The following is a 20398-nucleotide window of genomic DNA, read 5'->3' as shown; positions in this document are numbered from 1 at the left end:
ACCGTTACCAGTTATGCCGGAGCTTTCGTTCCGAGTGATAAATTATTGTATTTGTAGGGGAATTGTCGGAGTCATCTACAACAGGCAGATCAGGCACTATTTTCCCGGACTGGACCCCTTCGAGCCATTTGATGGCGCGCTCGTAGCGCTCCTTGCGTATCTCAATACCCATCTTTTGCGGTAAAGAAGCCACCATGTGGTATAGGGCTATATCAACCGTGTACATCACAATTAGCCGGTTGCGGCCGTCCCCCTCGGAGCCGAATATTGCGGCGCAGTCATATACCGGTCGCAGATATCCGGAAATCTCCTCCATCGCCTCAAGTTCGGCATTGGCACGGTTCTCGACTGAAGCACGGGATATCACCTTCAGTGCGTCATCACCGACAACCACGCTGTAATCATCATCTGTCACAAACATATTATAAAAGGTTATCGGGTTACAAACAGCGCTTTTTTCTCTATGTCATCGACAGTCACTCCCTTGCGGAACCTCTTGCGGCGCACAAGCTCCTTTATGGTCTGCTTGGGCACAACCTTGAGCTTACCGTTCAGGGATATGACATAATATCTCATGCCGAACAGTCCGGCGAGCTCCTTTGCTTTGCGCACAGCGCGACGATAGCGCCATGCGAATACATACTGTCTGATTCTCTCTATCATAGTTACCACATATTTTTGGGTGACCGTCTTTCGATGACCACCGGTTTGAAAACTTCTTGTCTTGAGCATCGCTGGAGAATCCATATAGCACCCTCGTCAGCATCCGGAGCGTCGTCATGGGCGCGGGAGCCACGCTCAAGCGAAAGGGTCTGGTCGATTCCGACCTGCATGTCCGGCGACTCCTTCAGCTCCTCGTTGTAGAAAACCTTGCCACGCTCCCACAGCGGCGACACAGCCTCGATGCGCTGTATCTTTTCCGGCTTTTTTCGGGTGTCCGGCATCAAGGGGAGCTGATATCCCCTGAGTCGCCCTTCCGCATCGAATTCGTCAAGGATTATGTCCTGCATGAAATTCGCTTCCATGAAGAATGACACCACCACATCGTCCGGCAAAGACTCGTAAAGATTATATAGCCAGCGGACCATGCCCGATACCGTGTCCTGCCGCACATAACAGTCGATCAGATGCAGTTCAGTGCCGACCTTGCCCCACAGACGCGAGGCTTTATAGTCGTTAGAGGTCGTTGATTTGAACGAGGGGTCGGTATAGCACACGAGCATGTCGTATTTATGCAGCGGAAGTATCTTCTTGAAGCGTATCCACTCGTGCCGGAAGATAGTACCGTCCTTTATCGGATTATGCATCATTTCCTTTTCCCATGCACGATAGCCCACGAATTCACGGTAAGCCTCCGCCTCCTCGCGTGTCCATTTATCCGCCCACACCGGATTTCCTTCGGCATCGACAGCCTTTATTTCCGACACATGGACTCCCTTCGAGGCGCATATATTTGCGAGGACAGAGGTTTTGGATATAAGGTTGCCGACCATGATGAAGCGGCCACGTCCCACGTCGAGCGCGCCGAACAAAGCTTCCTTGACCCAATCGGTCAAATCCTTCACGCGCTTTTCGTTGCGGCACGTTTCGTCATCGTCCAAGTCGTCTATGACTATGAAGTCAGGACGGGCCTCCCGGTCACGCAGACCTCGGGGTGACTGGCCGCGCCCCACGGCGAGGAACTTGGCCCCGCCCTTGGTTTTGAATTCCCCTTCGAGCCATGAGCCGAGGTTCTTCTGTTCGCCGAAATCAGCAATCAGCTTCTGGTTATACTCAAGCTCCGCCTGAAGGTCTCCGAGCAGACGCACGGCGCTGTCCTCCGACTTGCCTACCGTCACCATGAAATCAATCAGGCGCTTCGGTTGGAAAATCAGCCAAAGGGGAATGAATACTCCGATATGGGTGGATTTGGCATGACCACGCGGCCATTTGAACACCGCCTTCAGGTTCGGTGTGTTCCTGATCTTCATGGCTGCTTTGGTGTGGAAAGGCGCGTTGTGTATAACCTTTACCACCTCCCCGGTGGATTTGTCCCGGAGCGTCATGAAGTGTGCGAAATAATACTCGCAGAATTCATTGTAATTGGAAAGCAGCCTTTTGATGCGCCGGTCACGCTCCGCCGGAGATTCGCGTGCCACCGCGAGGGACACGCCCGTCATCGACTGCACATCCCGGCAATGCTCCCGCCATTTCTCCAGAGCGACTTTCTGGTCAGCCGTCAGCTTTTTTGCCATAGTATCATGCCAGTGAGCCTTTGCCCACCGATTCGATTATGAACTTGTCCTGAAAACGATTGATCTGCTTGATGAGCTCCACGGTGACTTCCGGGTCTGTCTTAGCCCTGAATTCGAGCCATTTCGAGAAAGCGGTGAACACCTCAATCGCATCCACCACATTGGCCTTCTTGTCGAGCTTCTCTATTACCGATGATAGCTTTGCGAGTCTGTCACCGAGAGAGGACATCATAGCCGGGTCTTTAGAGCTGTTGACCTGCTCAATGAGGTTGTCGATTGTCAGGAGCAGCTTGTTGACGAGTTCCGGACGGGTTATGTTTTTGGCGGCTCGGGCCTCCTTCCATCCCTCGGCTGTGCACCACTTCGATATGGTCGTGCGTGACACGCCGGTCTTGTCGGCTATCTCTGTCTGCTCCATGCCGGACATGAACAGTGCCCGGGCTGTGGATTTCTTTTTTTCCAGTTCTGCTTTAGTCATGATGATAATGATTTTTGCGCTTTTGCAATGCAAAAGTGGCGAGTTCGACCGTGCCGGCAAAAAAAGTGAGCAATGGTTTCATAGAAGTGTGCAACCGTTTCACACTTTTTTGTCAGGCAGGGAATTACCCTGTAATATTGCATCGAAATTCAAACGCATCACATCGCAATGGGAAAACGAGTAAGACTAACGGACGACAGCCTGAACAGCCATGGCAGCCGGGTGCTGACAGCCGGGTGCGATACCGCGCAGTATGAGCGGAACCCTGTGCTGCTATATATGCACGAGCGAGGCAAGGTCATCGGCTTCATGAAGGACATAGAGGTCAAGGACGGTGAGATTACCGGGGAGCCGGTCTTCGACTGTGCGACCGAGTTGTCGAAACAGTGTAAGAAACAGTGGGAGGTCGGTTCCCTCCGCATGGTGAGCATAGGCATCGACGTGCTTGAACTTAGCGAGGAGCCGGAACATCTCGTCGCCGGGCAGACCGCTCCCACAATCACGAAGAGCAAAATCTTCGAGACCTCCATAGTAGATATCGGTGCCAATGACAACGCCATAGTCATGCGCCATAATGGAAAGCAGATAACGCTGGGCAGAGACAGCGAGAACCCCCTGCCCGCACTCAGTAATAAACCTCAAACAACAAAACAGCAAATGGAACTCAAGACCATTGCCCTTAAACTGGGCTTGCCGGAAACGGCAGATGAAACGGCAGTTCTCGCCAAAGTGACGGAATTACAAGCCGCCGCGACCGAGAACGAGCAGTTAAAGAAAGACAAGGCCGGGCTCGAGCTTACTCAGGTGACATCCGCAGTGGAGCTTGCCATCAGAGAAAATCGCCTTACCGAGGACAAGAAGGAACACTTCATCAACCTCGGCAAAACAATCGGCATCGACTCGCTTAAAGCAACTCTTGATGCCATGTCCCCGCGTGCCCGCCTTAGCAAGACGGTAAACTCCTCAAGTGATACGACCCCGGTTTCAGGAGAAGCCAAGACCTACACCAAACTCAGCGAGGTTCCGGAGGAGGAGCTTCTGAAGCTTCGAAAGGACAACCCCGGCGAATACCGCCGTCTCTACAAATCCGAGTACGGCATGGACTGCAACATCTAACCAACAAAAATAACCGCAAATGAAAACAACATTAAAAATCCTTTGCGCCCTGCTTTTCAACATTGTGATGGGCGCGGTCATGGCGACTGCCGTTGATGTGCATCCCCTTGCGGGTTCTGCCGCAATGGTCGCCGTGGGTTCCGTGATGAGTTTCGTCCCTTCGGTCGGATCCGCGCTCCGGGCCGGTGTCTATGCCGAGATATGGACCGGCGAACTTGTCAAAGCTTTGCGCGAGTTCCTCAGCGGCTCATGGCTCGACGGGGTGCCGGACCAGTCCTCGATAGTCAACAACGATGTCATACACCTCGTGGATGTGGGGGTTGACCCGGATGTGCTGATCAACAACACCACCTATCCCATCGAGACGCAGAAGCTTGATGACGGAGATATCGCGATAAACCTTGACAAATTCCAGACCAAGGCGACCCCGATTACAGATGACGAGCTTCATGCCATTACCTATGACAAGATGTCGCGTGTCAAAGAGAGTCATGGCAACGCCATCAGCGATGCCAAGTTCCGCAAGGCTGCACATGCGCTTTGCCCCAACGAGAACAGCGCCACTACCCCGCTGTTGAAAACCACCGGTGAGGTCGATCCCGAAACAGGTCGTCGCCGTCTGACTCCCAATGACCTTGTTGCGCTAAAAGCTGCCCTTGACAAGCTTAAGGTTCCCACGGATAACCGTCGATTAGTGCTTTGTACAGATCATGTAAATGACCTGCTCCTCGTCAGCCAGACTTTCCGTGAACAGTTCAATATCGACCGCAACACCGGAAAGGTGGGCAATCTGTACGGCTTCACCATTTACACCTATGCTGCATGTCCGCTCTATACCACCGCCGGTAAAAAGAAGGCTGTAGGTGCCACTGCCGAAGCCGGCGAGTTCCAAGCCTCCTTCGCCTTCTACACACCCCGTGTATTCAAGGCCACCGGCTCTACCAAGATGTATTACAGCGAGGCATCCACCGACCCGTTGAACCAGCGTAGCCTCATCAACTTCCGTCATTACTTCATCTGCCTGTTCAAGAAGCAGGATGCGGGAGCTGCCATAATGAGCGGATACGAAGCCCCGGCAGCAAATAAGGGTTAAAGATGGCAAAGCTGCAGTATTTAGTCCTCCACTGCACGGCGACACCCGAAGGGCGTGAGGTGACGGCTGCCGATATACGGCGCATGCACCTCTCCCCGGTGCTGCCGGAGGCCGTGGATGGAAACAAGTAGGTTACACCGACATTATTCATCTTGACGGCAGCGTTGAGCGTCTGGTCGATAACAACGAGGATGCCAACGTCGATCCGTGGGAAATCACTAATGGCGCCAAAGGTTACAATTCTGTCAGTCGTCATGTGGTATATGCCGGGGGCTGTGACAGGGCGATGAAGCCCAAGGATACCCGCACCCCTGCGCAGCTCAAGGCAATGGAAGCGTATGTAAAGGACTTTCATTGCCGCTTCCCCGGAGTCAGAATAATCGGCCACAACGAAGTGGCGGCCAAAGCCTGTCCGAGTTTCGATGTCCAGAAATGGCTTAAGTCGATAGACATAAACCAGTAAACAACAATTAAAACCAAACACAGCGATGTCCTTCAGCGAAATCCTCAACATATTGCTTGGTGGCGGTCTTGTCGCCCTCGTGGTGGCGGTAGCTACTATGAAAGCGACCGTGCGCAAGGCTAACGCCGATGCAGAGAAAGCCCGGGCAGATGCCGAGACCGTGCGTATCACCAACACCGAGAATGCCACACGGATTTTGGTGGAGAATATCGTAAAACCCTTGAAAGATGAACTCAACGCTACGAGAACAGACCTTCAGTCAACAAAGAAGGAGATGGCTTCAACCAAACGCGAGATGGCCCGGTTGCGCAAGGCTGTCGAGGCTGCTTCCGGCTGCCGTCATGCTGATTATTGTCCTGTGCTTTTCAAGTTGCGCGACAACCAAAAAGACTCAGATGCAGCAGGAGCAGACATCTTCGACATTCGAGAGGAGCGACACGACGGGTATTGTAGTAAAACACATTCAGACCGAGATGATCCCGGGGAGCAAGGTGAATCTTACGGTATCCGTGGACAGCCTCCTTAAGCTACCAGAGGGAGCCGTCTTTCGCGAAAGTAAAGACCGGGCGCATATAGAGGCGAAGCAAAAAGGTGGTGTGATATACATTACCGGCACATGTGATTCGCTGCAACGTCAAGTAGAATACTACGAGGCACTCTATCATACTGCGCGTGATGCTCTCGAACAGAAACAGAACGAACTTATACAGGAGCGGCAGAAACGCTCAGACCCATTGGCAGACCCTATACTGATTTATGTTTTGGGTATAGTTTCCGGGGTACTTGTAACAATTACATTCAATCTGAAAAAGAAAGAGAAATGAACAAAGACTTCATGTACGGCATAGGTGCCGTAAAATATAAAAACAAGAAAGTCGGCTATATAGCCAAAAACAGTTTCGACATGGGCGGTACGAAGCCCGAGTCTGCCGAGATAGATGCGGAGCAGGTCCCGGGTGCGCCGGTTCTTGTGATACCTCAGTCAAACGGTAAGATCGGACCCAAGTTCGACATGATCCAGTTGAATTTCGAGAGTCTTCAACAGCTCCTTGGCGGTTCTCTCCATAAAAAGGGAGAGAAAGTGACAGGCTGGACCGCCCCGAGAAAAATCATAGTGATGGAAGGGCCGTGGGAGCTTGAACTTGTTTCCGGCCAGTCCGTACTTATCCCCAACGCCACGCTGCTGTCGGATCTCGGCGGCAAGCTCACCCTCACCGAGACCGCAAAGATTGAAGTAGAACTGAAGGTGGCGGCGCCTGTGGCCGACAAGGTCCCCCCTTACGGAGTGTTCGAAAGCACGGAATTACCGACAGAATGGAGCGCCGACAACGGATGGCTCCTTCCCGAAGAGACCGAAGCCGCAGCCGGCTCCTAATCCTGACAGAGCATGGATGAAGCTACGGCAAGGGCGATACAGTGCGAAGCTGCCGACGCGCTGTTGAACCGTGGAATATCAATTCCGCTAAAGGGATTCAAGGTGCCGTTCCGTAAACGCCCAGTCGTGCTTCGTGTCACCCTCAAACGACCTTACATGTCCGGGCAGATAGATTTTGCCCGGACATATCTGTCAATGGGTGTGACGGCGGCGCAGATGGCGGCTTTCAACAGCGAGGAGCAGATGCGGTTCATCGCCGACCACGGAGCCAAAATATGTCACATGATAGCATGTGCCATCTGTGTCGGTCCCATTCGGCGCCGGTTCCTGCGCCCGGTCTCATGGTTTATCCGCAACTGTGTGGAGCATCGTTACCAGATTGGTGCCATACATCGTTTTGTGAGTCTCATGGGTACCGACCCTTTTACGAATATTATCAGATTGGCCGAGCGGACGAATCCGATGAAGCCGAGACTGAGCCGAAAGGCGAAGATGAGTTAACGAGCGGTTATGAAAGCTCCCATAGCATCTTCGGATTTATATGGCAGATCGCCGACGTCACAGGATGGAGTGTTGACTACATCCTTAACAAGGTGAACTATCAGACCTTGATAATGATGTTGAGTGATGCTCCTCATTACAAAAAGACAAACAAAAGCCCCAAATCATCTTCCGGCAATAACATTGTAAACGCCACTCCGGAAGAGCAGGCTGCAGAAGTAGCCGGATTTTTCAAAAGCAACCTGAAACATTGAAAAAGCATGAAGCCAGTAGAGCTTGAGATATTTTTACAGGACGGACTGTCCCCCGGTCTTAAGAAGGCCGGTCAGACAGTGGCGCGTTTTTCCGATGAATCCAAAAAGGAGCTCAAGGAAATCACCGAATCCCTGAAGCTGCAGAAAAGCTATGTCAGCGGCATGGAGAAGGAATATGCCCGTCTTGAAAAGAGCCTAAAAAATGCGGCACCCGGTAAAAGCTGGATGGAGGCTCAGGCTAAACTCAAAGCCTACAAGAGCGAACTGGAAGGGGAACGTGCGGCCATCAGGCAATTGGAGGAAGAGCAACGCCGACTCAAGGCAGAATCCGAGAATGCCGGGCAGTCACTGCGTATGCAGCTACGTAATGTCCGCGAAGAGATAGCCACATTGCTGTTGGCTTACCGTTCCCTGACAGATGCAGAGAAACAGACTGCGCAAGGTCGGGAACTTGCCCGCCATATCGATGAACTTACCGAGAAAGCCGGAGAGCTCAACGATGCAATAGTGGACACTTCCCAAGCCGTCACCAACGCAGCATCCGACACTCGCGGCTTCGATCAATTGGCGGGAGGTATGCAGCTTGTCGTTGACGGGTTCGGGCTGGCGACCGCCGGAGCACAGGCTCTCGGACTCAGCGAAGCCGACCTCATTGAAGTACAGACACGTCTGCAGACGGCACTTGTGGCGAGTAATGCCCTTACCTCCATGCAAGTCAATCTTCAGGGGCAGTCCGCCCTCATGCAGGGAGTCAACACAATACAGACCAACGCCGCCGCCACTGCCGAGACCATACGCACATGGGCGGTAGGGCGCGGTGTCATCGCCACCAAAGCGGCCACGGTCGCACAGGCGGCATTCAACGCTGTAGCCAAGGCGAATCCCTATGTGCTGCTCGCGATGGCCATAGTCACCGTTGTAGGTGCCCTATACGCGTTTGCGAAAGGCAACGATGCCGCAAAGAAAGCCGAGGAGGAGCGTCAGGCACAACTGGAGCGCACAAAGGAAATCAACGGGGAAATCGCCCGGTCGATAGGGGAAAGTGCGGGTTCCCAGATTGCCGCATATAATAAACTGCAGCGCGCGTGGAAAGCCCTCGGGGATGACATGTCAAAGCGGCGTAAATTTGTCGATGAGAACAAGAAGGCTTTTCAGGAACTTGGATTGTCTGTAAACAATGTCAAGGATGCGGAAGCTGTGCTTGTCAACAACACCTCTAACGTGGTGCAATCATTCGTTCTGCGCGCCAAGGCGGCTGCTCTTGACAAGGCTGTCACCGGCGCTTACTCGACGATGATCGAGAAGCAGGAACTTGCCCGGCGCAATGCCCGGTACGGTGTCAAATCCAAAGGTGATGAGGTTAGTTACGCTGATGCAAAGGCACGTGGCATGAAGGGGGTACGGGAGGTCGCTCACGATCACTATGCCGTGACCTCTGCCGGTGTCGGAAGGACGTGGAAAACTTACACCTATGAAGTCAGTGATGCGCAGACATATAACTCAGAAAGCAACAGGCTTGCCCTTCAGGAGCGTGACCGTCAGATAAAGGCGGCCGCTGATGAAGCTGAAAAACGCGTGGGTGATCTGCAGAAAGAAATCGGGGCGACTGAGGACGCCCTTGCAGCACTCAGAATTCCACAGATGGCAGCCACAACTGTAGAGAGCCAATCTAAGACCGTTCCCGGCAAAGATGAGCGGTTGGAGGCAGTCCGCAAGGCTGCGGAGGAGTTGCGTAAGCTCCGTTGGCAGAACGAGCAGGATGAAATCGACCAAATGGCCGACAGTGCCGAGCGCCGCCGCCGTCAGATAGCTCTTGACTATGAGAAGCAATGTGCCGAGATAGACAAGATGCGGGATGATTTTGCCGCACGGAATAAGGAAGCCGGAACTGTCGGGCTGAATGAATACGGGTTGACTACCGAGCAGCAGGAGCAGATCACGAGGGCGCAGGAAAGCGCGGACGCCGCCATGAAAGCCGGCACGGACAATCTTTATAAGGAGCTTCTGGATAAATATCAATCCTATGCCGACCAACGCAAAGAAATAGAGGAGCGGTATAACTCCGAGATAGCGGAGCTTCGTAAAGCCCGGTTACAGGCTGAATCTGCCGGAGATGCTGAAGCTGTGGCGCGGATTGACCGTTCCATGGCCGAGGCTATAAAATCCAAAGGGAAGGAACTGATGGCGCATGACTTCGATGTGCTGCGCCAGTCGCCCGATTATATCCGCGCCTTTGAGGATCTTCGCGGCACCTCGACCGAGACCCTGAACGAACTTCTTTCACAGCTTGAGAAAGCCAAGACCGCAGCGTCCTCGGTTCTTGACCCTCAGGACCTGCGCGAATATACTACGACAATCCGCGAGATAATGGATGAGTTGGACAGCCGTGATCCGTTTGGTGCTTTGTCTAAAAGGGCGCAGGAATTGTCGGTGGCCCAGCGTGAGCTTGCTGCAGCCAAACGGCAGCTCGATACCGTGACCAACGGAGGCAAAATCTTTACAGGTCTCAAGTCCGAAGGCGTTGACGCCAACGGCAAGCCGGTTATTGTAGCCACCTATCTCAGCATGGGCGAGGCGCTGAAAAAATACACCGAGGCAAAGGACCGGCATGTCAGGGCGAGCAACAACTTTGTCAAGGCAGAGAAGGAAGCCCGGGATAGCGTCTCGCAGCTGACGGAAGCCATTAAAGGTGTCGGCAATGCCATCGGAGGTACTGCCGGCGAGATTGTGGGTCTGATAATGGATATCGGGAGCTTTGTCACTGACACCATCGACGGAATAGCCACCGTGCAGAAAGTCGGCGTGGAGGCTGTCTCCGCAGTCGAGAAAGCCTCGATAATTCTGGCCCTTGTTTCCACTGCGGTTCAGTTACTGCAGAAGATAAGCGAGCTTGGCAACAACAAGGCATTCAAGGAATACGAAGCCTATGCTGAGAAGGTAAAGGAGATCAACGCCCTAACTGACGCAGTGAGCCAGTATCGAATAGCCGTTATGGATGCCCGCCATGAGGAGGACACATGGTTTGCCGAGGACGGCCTGCGGAACCTGCGAAACTGGCGTGAATATCATGACGAGGTTTATGCCGCCTATGTGAAGAAGGCAGCCGAGGCGCAGGCAATATACCGCAATCAAAGCGGCGGGGGCTGGCTCACCGGAGCATTCAATTGGGTGATGGGCAACCTGTCCGCATTGTCATGGTGGGACGAGTGGCGGGACATCTGGGGACAGGGGGGCTATAAAGAAGGCACTACGGCAGCAATCAATAATCTCCGTATCGAGACACGCAAAAAGAGCAGCGGATTCCTCGGTTCGGGTATTGGAGGCCATTCCCAGAAAACCGAAGACCTTGTGTCTTGGGCGCGCAAAAACGGTCTCGGCGAACTGTTTGATGATAGAGGGCTTATAGACAAGGAGCTTGCCCGTTCGATACTTGACAACTACGGCAATAAACTTGTCGGCCAGACCAAGGAGACTCTTGAGGCCCTCATCGAGCTTCGGGAGAAATATGACGAGTATCTTCAGAACCTGCACGAATATGTAAGTTCCCTGTATGAACCGCTTGTCGGCAACTTCGTGGACGGTTTATGGGACTGGCTCGACAACGGCAAGGATGCGCTTGATTCCTTCAAGGAGTATGCATCCGACACATTCCGGAACATAGTAACCGACATGCTCAGGACGATAGTCCTTGACAAGGTGGTGGGGAGCTTCAGTGACGACATATCCGCTCTTTATGAGAAATACGCTGAAGGAAAGATGACCGAACAGGAGCTTATGGGCGAGGTTGCCAAGCTCACCGCGGGACTCATCGACCGCTACGGAAGCAATCTCCCCACGCTTGAAGGATTGCTTGAGACCGTCGCGGGTATGTTTGACAAAGCCGGCATCGACATACGCCACCCTGACGATCCGGACTCAGAGTCCCAGTCGCAGTCCCAAAGCGGGAGGGCCGGTGTCTATACCGCCATGTCGCAGGATCAGGGCACCAAACTCGAAGGGATAGGCACGAGCGTACAGATGCACACTGTCTCCATCGACGAGAATGTGGAGGATGTCTCCCAAAAAATGGGTGTGGCGCTCGACCGCTTGGCGAAAATAGAGGAAAATACCGGGGACACGGCCCGGAATACCCGTGAAATCAACGAGAAACTTGATCAGATAATACGTGACGGAATAAAGATATAAGACTATGTGTGGACTTGACGGACTTGTTACAATCAACGGCATCGACATCTGGAGTGAGTTCGGAGCCTTCCTGACCGAGGAGAAAGCCGGCGGCAGGGAGAACCTCACCGCCATCATGGCACCTTCCAAGGTCAAGAGTCATGTCGGAGTGAATATACGGGAGCATGACGGCACCAAATATTCAGACAAACTCGATGTTAAAAACGAGGAGCGTGAAGTTACCCTGCATTTCGCCATATTCGCACCGACGGTTACCGGATGGCTTACCCGGTATCGTGCATTCATAACGTTCTTGAAGCAGGGTGCCGACGGGTGGCTTTCATTTAACTTCCCCTCCATCGGTCTTACCATGCGCATGTATTATATGTCGAGCACATCTTACAAGCCCCTTACATATCTATGGAAGGAGGGGGTTCAGGCAAGCCGTTTCAAAGTGACATTCAAGGAGCCGGAACCATCTTTTTAACCGTATTATAACGATGTTACAATATGCTTATAAAGATATACGACAAAACAGGTATCCTGAAGGCGGAGCTGTCCCCTGAAAACTCATCGACACAGGTCAAGGAGATACAGGGGGATAATGTGCTGTCCCTGTCCTTCACATTGCCCCGGCATATAGCTCTTGATGTCGATGATTACGCGGACTTCATGTGGGAGCGATATTGGCTGACAAAGCAGTACCGTCCCAAGCAGAAAAGCACCGGCGAATGGATCTACAACCTGAAAATGTACGGTGTCGAGAGCCTTATAAAGAATTTCCTTGTGATAAAGAGCGTGGACGGTGATAACGAGCCGGTGTTTACGCTTACCGCATCCCCGAGGGAGCATCTTGCGTTGATTGTAAAATGCATCAATGACGGTTTCGGCACGAACGACTGGAAAGTGGGCATAGTCGAAGGCGTTGACAACATCGTTATAGACTACCGGGGCAAATATTGTGACGAGGCGCTGCGTGAGCTCGCCGAGAAGGTCGGTGTGGAATACTGGGGAGAGGGAACCACCGTTAATTTGTGTCGTTGCGAACATGGGGAACCTTTGACACTCGGATATGACAAAGGTCTGACTTCCCTTGATTGCGGCGATGCTGATAATGTAAAATTCTACACAAGGCTGTTTCCGGTCGGAAGCAGCAAAAACATAGACCAGACAAAATACGGTTCGTCCCGGCTTCGCCTTCCCGGCGGTCAACGCTATGTGGAAGTCAATGCCGATAAATACAGCAGGGTGGACCATTATGAGGAAGCGGCATTCTCCGGAATATATCCTCATTATACGGGTACTGTCAGCAGCGTCAGGAGTGAGGAACTTACCGGCGAGGACGGCAATAAATTCACGGTTTATTATTTCAAGGACAATAACCTGCCGTTTGATCCGAACCAATATGAGATAGGCGGTCTTGTAAAGCGTGTGTCGTTTCAAGAGGGCAGCGAGCTTGCCGGTCTTGGCAACGAGGATAACGGCACATATTATTTCGAGGTCAATTTTGACAGCGCTACCCGTGAGTTTGAAATCATCACCATCTGGCCATACGATGACGGTACACAGTTGCCGGGCACGACGCTGGTGCCTAAGCCCGGTGACAGGTACATTCCTTGGAACATCAGGATGCCCGATGAATATTACAGGCGTGCTGAAGCCGAACTGCTGGACGCCGTAAACAAATATAATGCCGACCACGCCCTTGACGTAGCGGTGTATAAGGCCCCGACAGATCACGTATGGATTGAGCAGAACAATATCGTTCTGACGGTAGGTCGGCGTGTGCGCCTTGAGAGCGAGAAATATTTTCCCGGTCCCGGTTATCGAGACAGCCGCATTACAAAAATAACCCGTAAGGTCAATCTGCCTTCGCAGATGGATCTTGAGATCAGTGACGCATTGAGCCGTCGCACCCTCGATAAGGTGCGGGATAATATAACCGGCATCAAGAACTATGTCGAGAGCGGAAAAGCGGGGTTGCCGGATATCATAGGCACCGGTGACAATACACCGTTCACTGATACAAACATATTGAGCGCGCTGCGCACGATCAAGGAGATTGCCAAGCGTGCGCTCTCCCGGCTTCATGACGACGAGGCGGCGGGGCTGATCAAGTTCCTTGCCGGGCTGGAGGTCGGCACTTACAAAGAGGGGCTGAGCGGAGCTAAGATCGATGCTGACGGCAACGCCATATTCGGTGAACTGCTCACCCGGCTCAAGGCTACGCTTGCGCAGCTGCAGGTCAACGGCGCATCCGAGTTCCGGGGTCAACTATCGAGCGAGGATTTCATCTCCGGCTTCATCGGCGGCAAAGGGTGGTCCATATTCAAACGTGAGGTTCTGAACGCCCTCGGCATACCGGAAACGAAATATACCGCCGAGTTCGACGACATAGTGATACGCGGCACCCTCCGTGTTTTCACCATGGTGATATCCCAGTTGCTGGGCGAGAATGACAACCGCATCTTCACAGGTATGATGGAGGTTGACCATTACGACCCGGCGACAGGCAGGGTCTATCTCCAGACTCATGACGGCAAATTCTACAATCCATTCCGCAAGGATGACTACATAATGGTGCAGCAGTATAACGGTATGCCCTCTGGCGAGAACGACCATTATATCACCAAGCACTATGAGCTTATCATCACCGATGCAGGCTGCGGCGACCAGAGCGACGGCGAGGACCGTCTCGACTGGGTGGAGTTAAAAAACTTCGTGTCGGCAGACGGCAGGGCTGCCGCCGATGTCATATCCAAGGGCGACACGTTCACGAGGGTTGACAACGCCACCGATGCCGACCGCAAGGGTCTGATCCAAATAATCACGGTCGGCACCGCCACGCCTTACATGGATATTGTCTATGGAATGAAAACCGATCCGGACAATTACCTGAAGGGAAGGCTCGGCAATCTTCAAGGCATACACCATCACCTTTTCGGGTGGCTCGACGGCTTCGGCGAGCTGCTGACCAACCTATATGCCGTCGGGGATTTTAGGCTGCGGCGCACGGGCGAGAGCATTGATGCCAAGATAGAGATGCTCAAGGCGATGTTCGCCACCCGGTACAGCAACCTCCGTTATGAGCTTACCGAGGATGACAACTACCTGCGCAACGCCACCTTCGACGAGACCATGGACGGATGGACCGTTCAGGACGACGGCAAGGTGATAACCTCCAACGGCAAAGCGTTGCTGATGAACGGCAACACCTATGTCGCCGACGGCAGGATAGCCGGTATCGAGCAACTTGACGGTCGCAACGTGCTGCATATAAAAAAGAGCATGATCCGTCAGGCAAACGCATTGATCCGGAAGCCCGGCACCCATAAGGAATATGTGCCTCCCGCGCACAATGACATGACCGACCAATGGGTCGATGTCAAAGATACGCTTTATATGAGCATCTGCTTCTTTGCCAAAAGCGACGGTACCCTGACTATCGGAATGAGCGGAGCTACATCGGAGCCCGGTTCCCTCCCGGTTCCGGCAACTGTGGCTGTCACCTCCTCGATGGAGTGGCAGGATCTTCAATGGCAGGGCACATGGGACGGCAAAGGGGATTTCGTGCTTCAGTACACCGGCGACATGTATGTGTCGATATTATCCGTCACAGACAAGCCCCTCGATGACTTCAAAAAAGAGGTCTCGACGCAGATTATTCAGACAGCCGGTAATATCAGGCTGCTTGGCACCAATATCAACAATCTGAAGGGCACGGTCACCAATCTCGGCATTGAGCTTGACGCGGCCGAGGAGCAGATAAGAATATACGCCGACAAATACGACAAGCTCAACGGCACCGTCACACAGATCGGCATAGACCTTGACGCGGCCGAGGCGACCCTGTCGCTCCATGCAAATTACATTGACAACATTAACGACAACATCACACGGCTCGGTGTCAGGCTAAATGCGGCCGAAGGAAGCATAACAAACTATGCTACGCGGATAAGCGCCAACGAGACCGCCATCTCGGCGCTCCGTGTCAAGACCGACTCCATAAGCTCGACAGTGGCGGGTGTTCAGGGTGACCTCGACACAGCCAAGGCGAGGATCGAGGCGGTCGCGGCCATTGCCAACAGCGCCGGTGACGCAAAAGTATATAATCAGGCAAGCAATCCATGGAATTCATGGCCCAGCGGTCAGGAACATAAATATGTGGGTGCCACGTGGCACAACACCTCTGACGGACACACCTACCGTTATATCGGTTACGACAACTCCAACACGTGGGAGGATATAACCAACCAGCAGGACAGCGTGAGCTATATCCTGCAAAACAAGGACAAAATCAGCACGGTGGTCGGCAGCTTCGACAGCGCCGGCAATCTGACCAACACGAGCGGTCTTGTGACCACCGCCTACGCCAGTCAGATCTACGCCACCAAAACGACTGTGGATGCCCTGAGCGGACGCGTCAGCACCGCCGAGGCGAGCATCAACGTGCATTCCACCCAGATAGCCATGCGGGTAGAGAAGGACGGCATAATCTCGGCAATAAACCAGAGTGCGGAGTCCGTTACCATCCAAGCGTCTAAAATCAACTTCAACGGCATGGTGACGATGAACAACTCTTTCCGTGTTGAGACAAACGGCACCACCCACATCGGAGGATTTGTCGTGTCCGGCAGCGGTCTGACCAACGGCCCCGATTTCAGCAACGACGCCTACATAATCTTCCGTAACGACGCCCACGGATGTTTCGCCGGGATAGGCGGCAACGTGCTTCCTTCGACCTCCGGAGCGAGAGGTGTTGCACGGTTTGAGAACTACGATGATTCTGACTGGTGGGGATTGGGTCACAACTACGCCCTTCTTGTCGGTGCCCGTGGAGCTGCGGACAACAGCGCCATAGCCATAAGCGGTGGCTACGTTTCCGGCCTCGCACTGAAAACTCAGGTCATAGGCCACGACAGTATCACACAGACGACCGTTCCGACGACAAAGAGCGTCACCATAGCCCGAGATGTCAACAGCGTGTATGTCTCAACCCATTTCAACTGGCGCGCCAACAGCAGCAAATCCTACGAGTCCAAGACCCGCGAAATAAGACTGACCCTTCCGGACATGCAGCCCTACGATAACGGGCACGTCCTGTTTATCAAACGTGGTTCCAACAACGGCAACTATGTGCGGGTGATACCGGGCTGGAGTTACCGCCGTGAGTATAATTCCTCCACGATGAAATGGGAGACCAAAAGCGGACGCAGCTATATAATCTATGATAACGAAAGTTACGCGACCTATTCCAGCCCGTTGACTATCGAGAGTTGCGGCGATGCCATGTGCTTTATTTACCATCGGGAATTGCAGGTGACTATAAGCAATGTGACCTATTACGGCGCATGGGTTCAGCACAAGTTCCCGAGGGAATGGTAATGATATGAGTAAAAATTCCAAAATACAAAAACAATGAAAGTGAACTTCAACAAACCGTTTGTGGACTGCTTCGGCAAAGAGGTGGTCAACGAAAAGACCGGCAAAGGAACCAACATCGCCGAGTCACTGTGTATGGTAATCTTCAACCTTAACAACGTGGGGGGCGCCCCTATGCCTCCGGAGAAGAAATACGAGCTCCATAAGATCAGCCGCAAGATAGCGGCCGATCCGGAATCGGTTGAGATGACCACCGAGGAGGCCAGCCTTCTCAAGGAGGTGGCAGCCGAAGCCTATTCGTGCGGAGCCTACGGGCAGATAGTCGATATAATAGAAAACAATGTCTAACCATCAAAAATAATCAAACATGGAAAAGAAAGCAGAAAACTCCACCACCAACTACGCCCCGGAAAAAGTCACCGAGGCCGTCGAGATCCACTTCACGAAAATCGTGAGCGGCGGCAACACCACAATCAGCGGTACCATAAAGAAGGGTAGCGCCGATGCCGGTACCGTGAGCTTCGAGACCACCGGCAATTACCTGATCACGCAGCTCAAGCCCTATAATGCCCTCACGGCAGATGAAGTGACGGCTGTCTATGCTGCCGTCCCCGGCTGCATAACCGAAATGCTCAACGACTAAGCTGCGGGGCCATGGGACAGATACAGACCCCGCAGATGGAGCTTGAGGCATTCTGCGCCCAGCTCGCCCCGGTGTTCCTTGAATACCTGCGCACGCACGGTACGGCGGTTGACCGCATCGAGGTAGCTACGTCGCTTGACGGTATAACCTCCCTTCCGGCACGCTACTCATTGGGCGGAGTCGAAAAGAATGTCCTCGCCCCCTTGAAGCTGCTGACAAAAGATGTGGATGTGCAGATAGCTGTCTGTCAGCAGGCCACCACCAAGGCGAACACCGCAGCCGACAACGCCAATGCCGCCGCCAATCGCGTTACGACCGCCATAACGGATATAAGCGCCGAGAAAGCGGCGGCACAGGCGGCGACGGCCAAAGCCAACGCGGCAGCCACCAACGCCGACAACTCCCGTAAGCAGATCGAGGCTAACGAGGCGACCCGTCAGGCGAACGAGACCACCCGACAGAATCAGGAGTCGGCTCGTCAGACCGCCGAGGCGACCCGCAAGAGTCAGGAAACGGCACGCCAGTCCAACGAGACGCAGCGTCAGACCAACGTGGCGGCTAAGATTGCCGAGCTGAACACCGCCAAGGGCAATGCCGAGGCGGCCACCCTCGCGGCGAACCGAGCCGCCACGGCAGCCAACACCGAAGCCCAGAACCTCTCGACCCTGAAGTCAGAAACGCAAAATGCGGGAGCCTCCGCAAGCGCGGCGGCACAGACGGCAGGGGAGAAAATAGTCGAGCTTGAGGCGTTGATGAAAGCCGTCTCCGGGGAGTCGGCCGCCGCGCCGGCAATCCTCGAAGTGTCAGCCCCGGCGACCATCTCGACCAAAAACAAGAAGGCACAGCGTATCGATGCAAAACTGCTTCCGAGCTATGTAATGCAGAACCTCCTATATCAGAGGGAGGAGGGGAGCAGCCTGAAAGTAAACCCTTCCGGGGAACTGACAGTCACCGGCACCGGTACGACCACCTTCTATGTGATACCGCCCGGCAACACGGAACTGTGGAAAGAGGTCAGCATCACGGTACGACCTCCGAGGATGCGCCTGACAAGCTCCGGCAAAATCCGGCGCAGCACGAGAATGAGAGTAGTATAACAAATTCAAACACCATTAAAACGAAATTCAAATGGCATTAACAGCACAACAGGAAGCGGACCTGTTATCGATGCTCGACGCATACAAAACCGGCGAGCAGATAGACGATCTCCCGGCAGCCTCGACGGATGCCACCGACAAGAAGATAGAGGTTTTCGACACCAAAAGCGGCGCCAGCCAGTGCATGGACCTTACAGCGGCCGTCAATATGGCAAACGCCCCGTGGTGCGGCAGGGTATGGCGCACAGACCTCGCCACCCCTGCGGCAGCCACCTATTGTGGCAGCCTTGAGATGCTAAAAAACCTCAAGGATATACTCGGTCTTGGCGGCTACCTTGTCAAGAACGACCACAGCCGGCGCAAGCTCGACCCCACCAACCACTACCGCTTTGCAAATGGCGAGACCGCCAAGCTCGACGGAAGCATGGGGCATTATCAGTGGGGGTGGGGCAAACCCTTCTACTTCGCCAAGTGGACGCAGGGCAATCTTGAGTTTGAAGCCGTGAGCCTGTATCCTATCAAAGGACAGTACAACTACCGTATCCCGGTGGGCTCTCTCAGCGCCACCGGCCTTGCGGCCCTTGACCGCGACACCGACACCCTTGTCAGCTATATCAACGATGATGTCAAGTACCGTGGCGGCAACAACACCTCGGGGTGGGATGACACCTACCGCTCCTTGCTCGGCCATTGCGCCACGAACCGAAGCACCGCCCAGTTCGCGGCGGCGGCCCATAAGAACGGGGCAGGATGGCTTGCGGGCACAATGAGAGCCGCAGCCGTGGTAAAGATCCTTGTCGAGATAGTCATGGGCACCCGCAACGTTCAGGCAGCCTTCAACGCCAACAAGGACGCCAACGGGCTCTATCAAGGCGGCTTCGGCACCGGTGTGACCAACTGGGACTGGACGAGCTGGAGTAATTATAACGGTAATAATCCGATACTGCACATGAGCGCCGGCGTCGATATGGCAGACGGTCTCGGAGTGAAAGAGATCCCGATAGTTAATGCCGACGGCACGACAGTATTCACCGCCAAAGTACCCGTATTCTTCGGTCTTAAAAACTTCTTCGGCTATATCTGGCGTGTAAGCGAGGATGAACTTGGCGAGGCGAATGCCGACAAGTCAATGAGACATTGGGTTACCCCGAGCATCTATGGAACCTACACCTACGGTTCCACCGCCGGGATGGTATTGAAATCAACGTCTCCGATCGCTTCCGGCTATATCATAAAGATGAGCTACGATAATCTTGAGATGTGGCCTACCCAGTCGGGCGGCAGTGAATCTACCTACCAATGTGACTATTTCTGGAACAACGGTAACGTCACTTCGGGCTTCCGTGCTGTGTTTCGCGGCGCCAACGCCTACAACGGTGGCCATGCGGGCGTAGGAGCGGTCAGTGTGAACAACGCTCCCACGTCTGCCGCTGCGGGCATCGGCTCGCCCCTCTGCGATTTCGCAGAGGAGTTCTCGTTGGAGCCGGAGTATTACGCGGTGGCCTAAAGTGGTCAGGAGGTCAAAGGGTGCCCGGTGTCCGGTGTGTGCATGGTGTTCCTGGCACGCGCCGAAGGCAAAGCACCCGGCGACCGTAGGG

The 20398-nt window shown here is 53.8% G+C and carries 17 protein-coding genes and 2 pseudogenes; 15 read left to right on the top strand and 4 right to left on the bottom strand.

Annotated elements, in window-relative coordinates:
* Window positions 1-4 precede the first annotated feature (4 nt).
* Genes E7746_RS06750 through E7746_RS06735 form a run of 4 tightly spaced genes read right to left on the bottom strand, consistent with a single transcriptional unit; the run spans window position 5 to window position 2712 of the window.
* The gene (locus E7746_RS06750; protein ID WP_123396719.1) at window positions 5-421 is read right to left on the bottom strand and encodes a phage protein Gp36 family protein; all 417 of its coding nucleotides are present in this window, start codon (window positions 419-421) and stop codon (window positions 5-7) included.
* An 11-nt stretch (window positions 422-432) separates the two neighbouring features.
* Window positions 433-663 (bottom strand): hypothetical protein, encoded by a 231-nt coding sequence (locus E7746_RS06745; RefSeq protein WP_123396718.1) that lies wholly within the window; start codon window positions 661-663, stop codon window positions 433-435.
* A 2-nt stretch (window positions 664-665) separates the two neighbouring features.
* The gene (locus E7746_RS06740; RefSeq protein WP_136410265.1) at window positions 666-2234 is read right to left on the bottom strand and encodes a hypothetical protein; all 1569 of its coding nucleotides are present in this window, start codon (window positions 2232-2234) and stop codon (window positions 666-668) included.
* A 4-nt stretch (window positions 2235-2238) separates the two neighbouring features.
* Complete coding sequence (locus E7746_RS06735) at window positions 2239-2712, bottom strand: terminase gpP N-terminus-related DNA-binding protein (RefSeq protein ID WP_123396716.1); 474 nt, start codon at window positions 2710-2712, stop codon at window positions 2239-2241.
* A gap of 168 nt (window positions 2713-2880) precedes the next feature.
* On the opposite strand from E7746_RS06735, the pseudogene E7746_RS15350 reads away from it, so the two are divergent.
* The 15 genes and pseudogenes from E7746_RS15350 to E7746_RS06665 form a co-directional block, all read left to right on the top strand.
* A pseudogene (locus E7746_RS15350) lies at window positions 2881-3216 on the top strand (peptidase); the annotation flags it as partial.
* A gap of 153 nt (window positions 3217-3369) precedes the next feature.
* Window positions 3370-3828, top strand: a complete 459-nt coding sequence (locus tag E7746_RS15345; RefSeq protein ID WP_317130905.1) for a phage protease — start codon at window positions 3370-3372, stop codon at window positions 3826-3828.
* A 19-nt stretch (window positions 3829-3847) separates the two neighbouring features.
* Window positions 3848-4921, top strand: a complete 1074-nt coding sequence (locus tag E7746_RS06725; protein WP_136410263.1) for a hypothetical protein — start codon at window positions 3848-3850, stop codon at window positions 4919-4921.
* Between the two features lie 2 nt (window positions 4922-4923).
* Window positions 4924-5384: pseudogene (locus E7746_RS06720) on the top strand (N-acetylmuramoyl-L-alanine amidase).
* 25 nt (window positions 5385-5409) lie between these two features.
* Window positions 5410-5910, top strand: coding sequence for a hypothetical protein (locus E7746_RS06715; RefSeq protein WP_123396712.1), 501 nt, complete (start codon window positions 5410-5412; stop codon window positions 5908-5910).
* 294 nt (window positions 5911-6204) lie between these two features.
* Entirely contained in the window at window positions 6205-6759 is a 555-nt protein-coding gene (locus E7746_RS06710; protein WP_136410262.1) for a hypothetical protein, read from the top strand.
* A 12-nt stretch (window positions 6760-6771) separates the two neighbouring features.
* Window positions 6772-7260, top strand: coding sequence for a hypothetical protein (locus E7746_RS06705; protein ID WP_136410261.1), 489 nt, complete (start codon window positions 6772-6774; stop codon window positions 7258-7260).
* 38 nt (window positions 7261-7298) lie between these two features.
* Entirely contained in the window at window positions 7299-7514 is a 216-nt protein-coding gene (locus tag E7746_RS06700) for a hypothetical protein (protein ID WP_136411309.1), read from the top strand.
* A 6-nt stretch (window positions 7515-7520) separates the two neighbouring features.
* Window positions 7521-11699: a coiled-coil domain-containing protein gene (locus E7746_RS06695; RefSeq protein ID WP_136410260.1), complete on the top strand. Its 4179-nt coding sequence runs from the start codon at window positions 7521-7523 to the stop codon at window positions 11697-11699.
* Window positions 11700-11703: 4 nt separating this feature from the next.
* Window positions 11704-12165, top strand: a complete 462-nt coding sequence (locus tag E7746_RS06690) for a hypothetical protein (protein ID WP_136410259.1) — start codon at window positions 11704-11706, stop codon at window positions 12163-12165.
* Window positions 12166-12188: 23 nt separating this feature from the next.
* Complete coding sequence (locus E7746_RS06685) at window positions 12189-17063, top strand: hypothetical protein (RefSeq protein WP_136410258.1); 4875 nt, start codon at window positions 12189-12191, stop codon at window positions 17061-17063.
* A 33-nt stretch (window positions 17064-17096) separates the two neighbouring features.
* Window positions 17097-17408 carry a hypothetical protein gene (locus E7746_RS06680; RefSeq protein ID WP_136410257.1) on the top strand — a complete coding sequence of 104 codons (312 nt, stop codon included), beginning with the start codon at window positions 17097-17099 and terminating at the stop codon, window positions 17406-17408.
* Window positions 17409-17427: 19 nt separating this feature from the next.
* Window positions 17428-17703: a hypothetical protein gene (locus tag E7746_RS06675; protein ID WP_136410256.1), complete on the top strand. Its 276-nt coding sequence runs from the start codon at window positions 17428-17430 to the stop codon at window positions 17701-17703.
* Between the two features lie 11 nt (window positions 17704-17714).
* Window positions 17715-18800, top strand: a complete 1086-nt coding sequence (locus E7746_RS06670) for a hypothetical protein (protein WP_136410255.1) — start codon at window positions 17715-17717, stop codon at window positions 18798-18800.
* A 31-nt stretch (window positions 18801-18831) separates the two neighbouring features.
* Window positions 18832-20307 (top strand): hypothetical protein, encoded by a 1476-nt coding sequence (locus E7746_RS06665; RefSeq protein ID WP_136410254.1) that lies wholly within the window; start codon window positions 18832-18834, stop codon window positions 20305-20307.
* Window positions 20308-20398 lie beyond the last annotated feature (91 nt).

The sequence above is a fragment of the Muribaculum gordoncarteri genome, from assembly GCF_004803695.1.
GTDB lineage: Bacteria > Bacteroidota > Bacteroidia > Bacteroidales > Muribaculaceae > Muribaculum > Muribaculum gordoncarteri.
The sequence above is the reverse complement of the archived record's forward strand: the minus strand, read 5'-3'. Positions and strand labels throughout refer to the sequence as shown.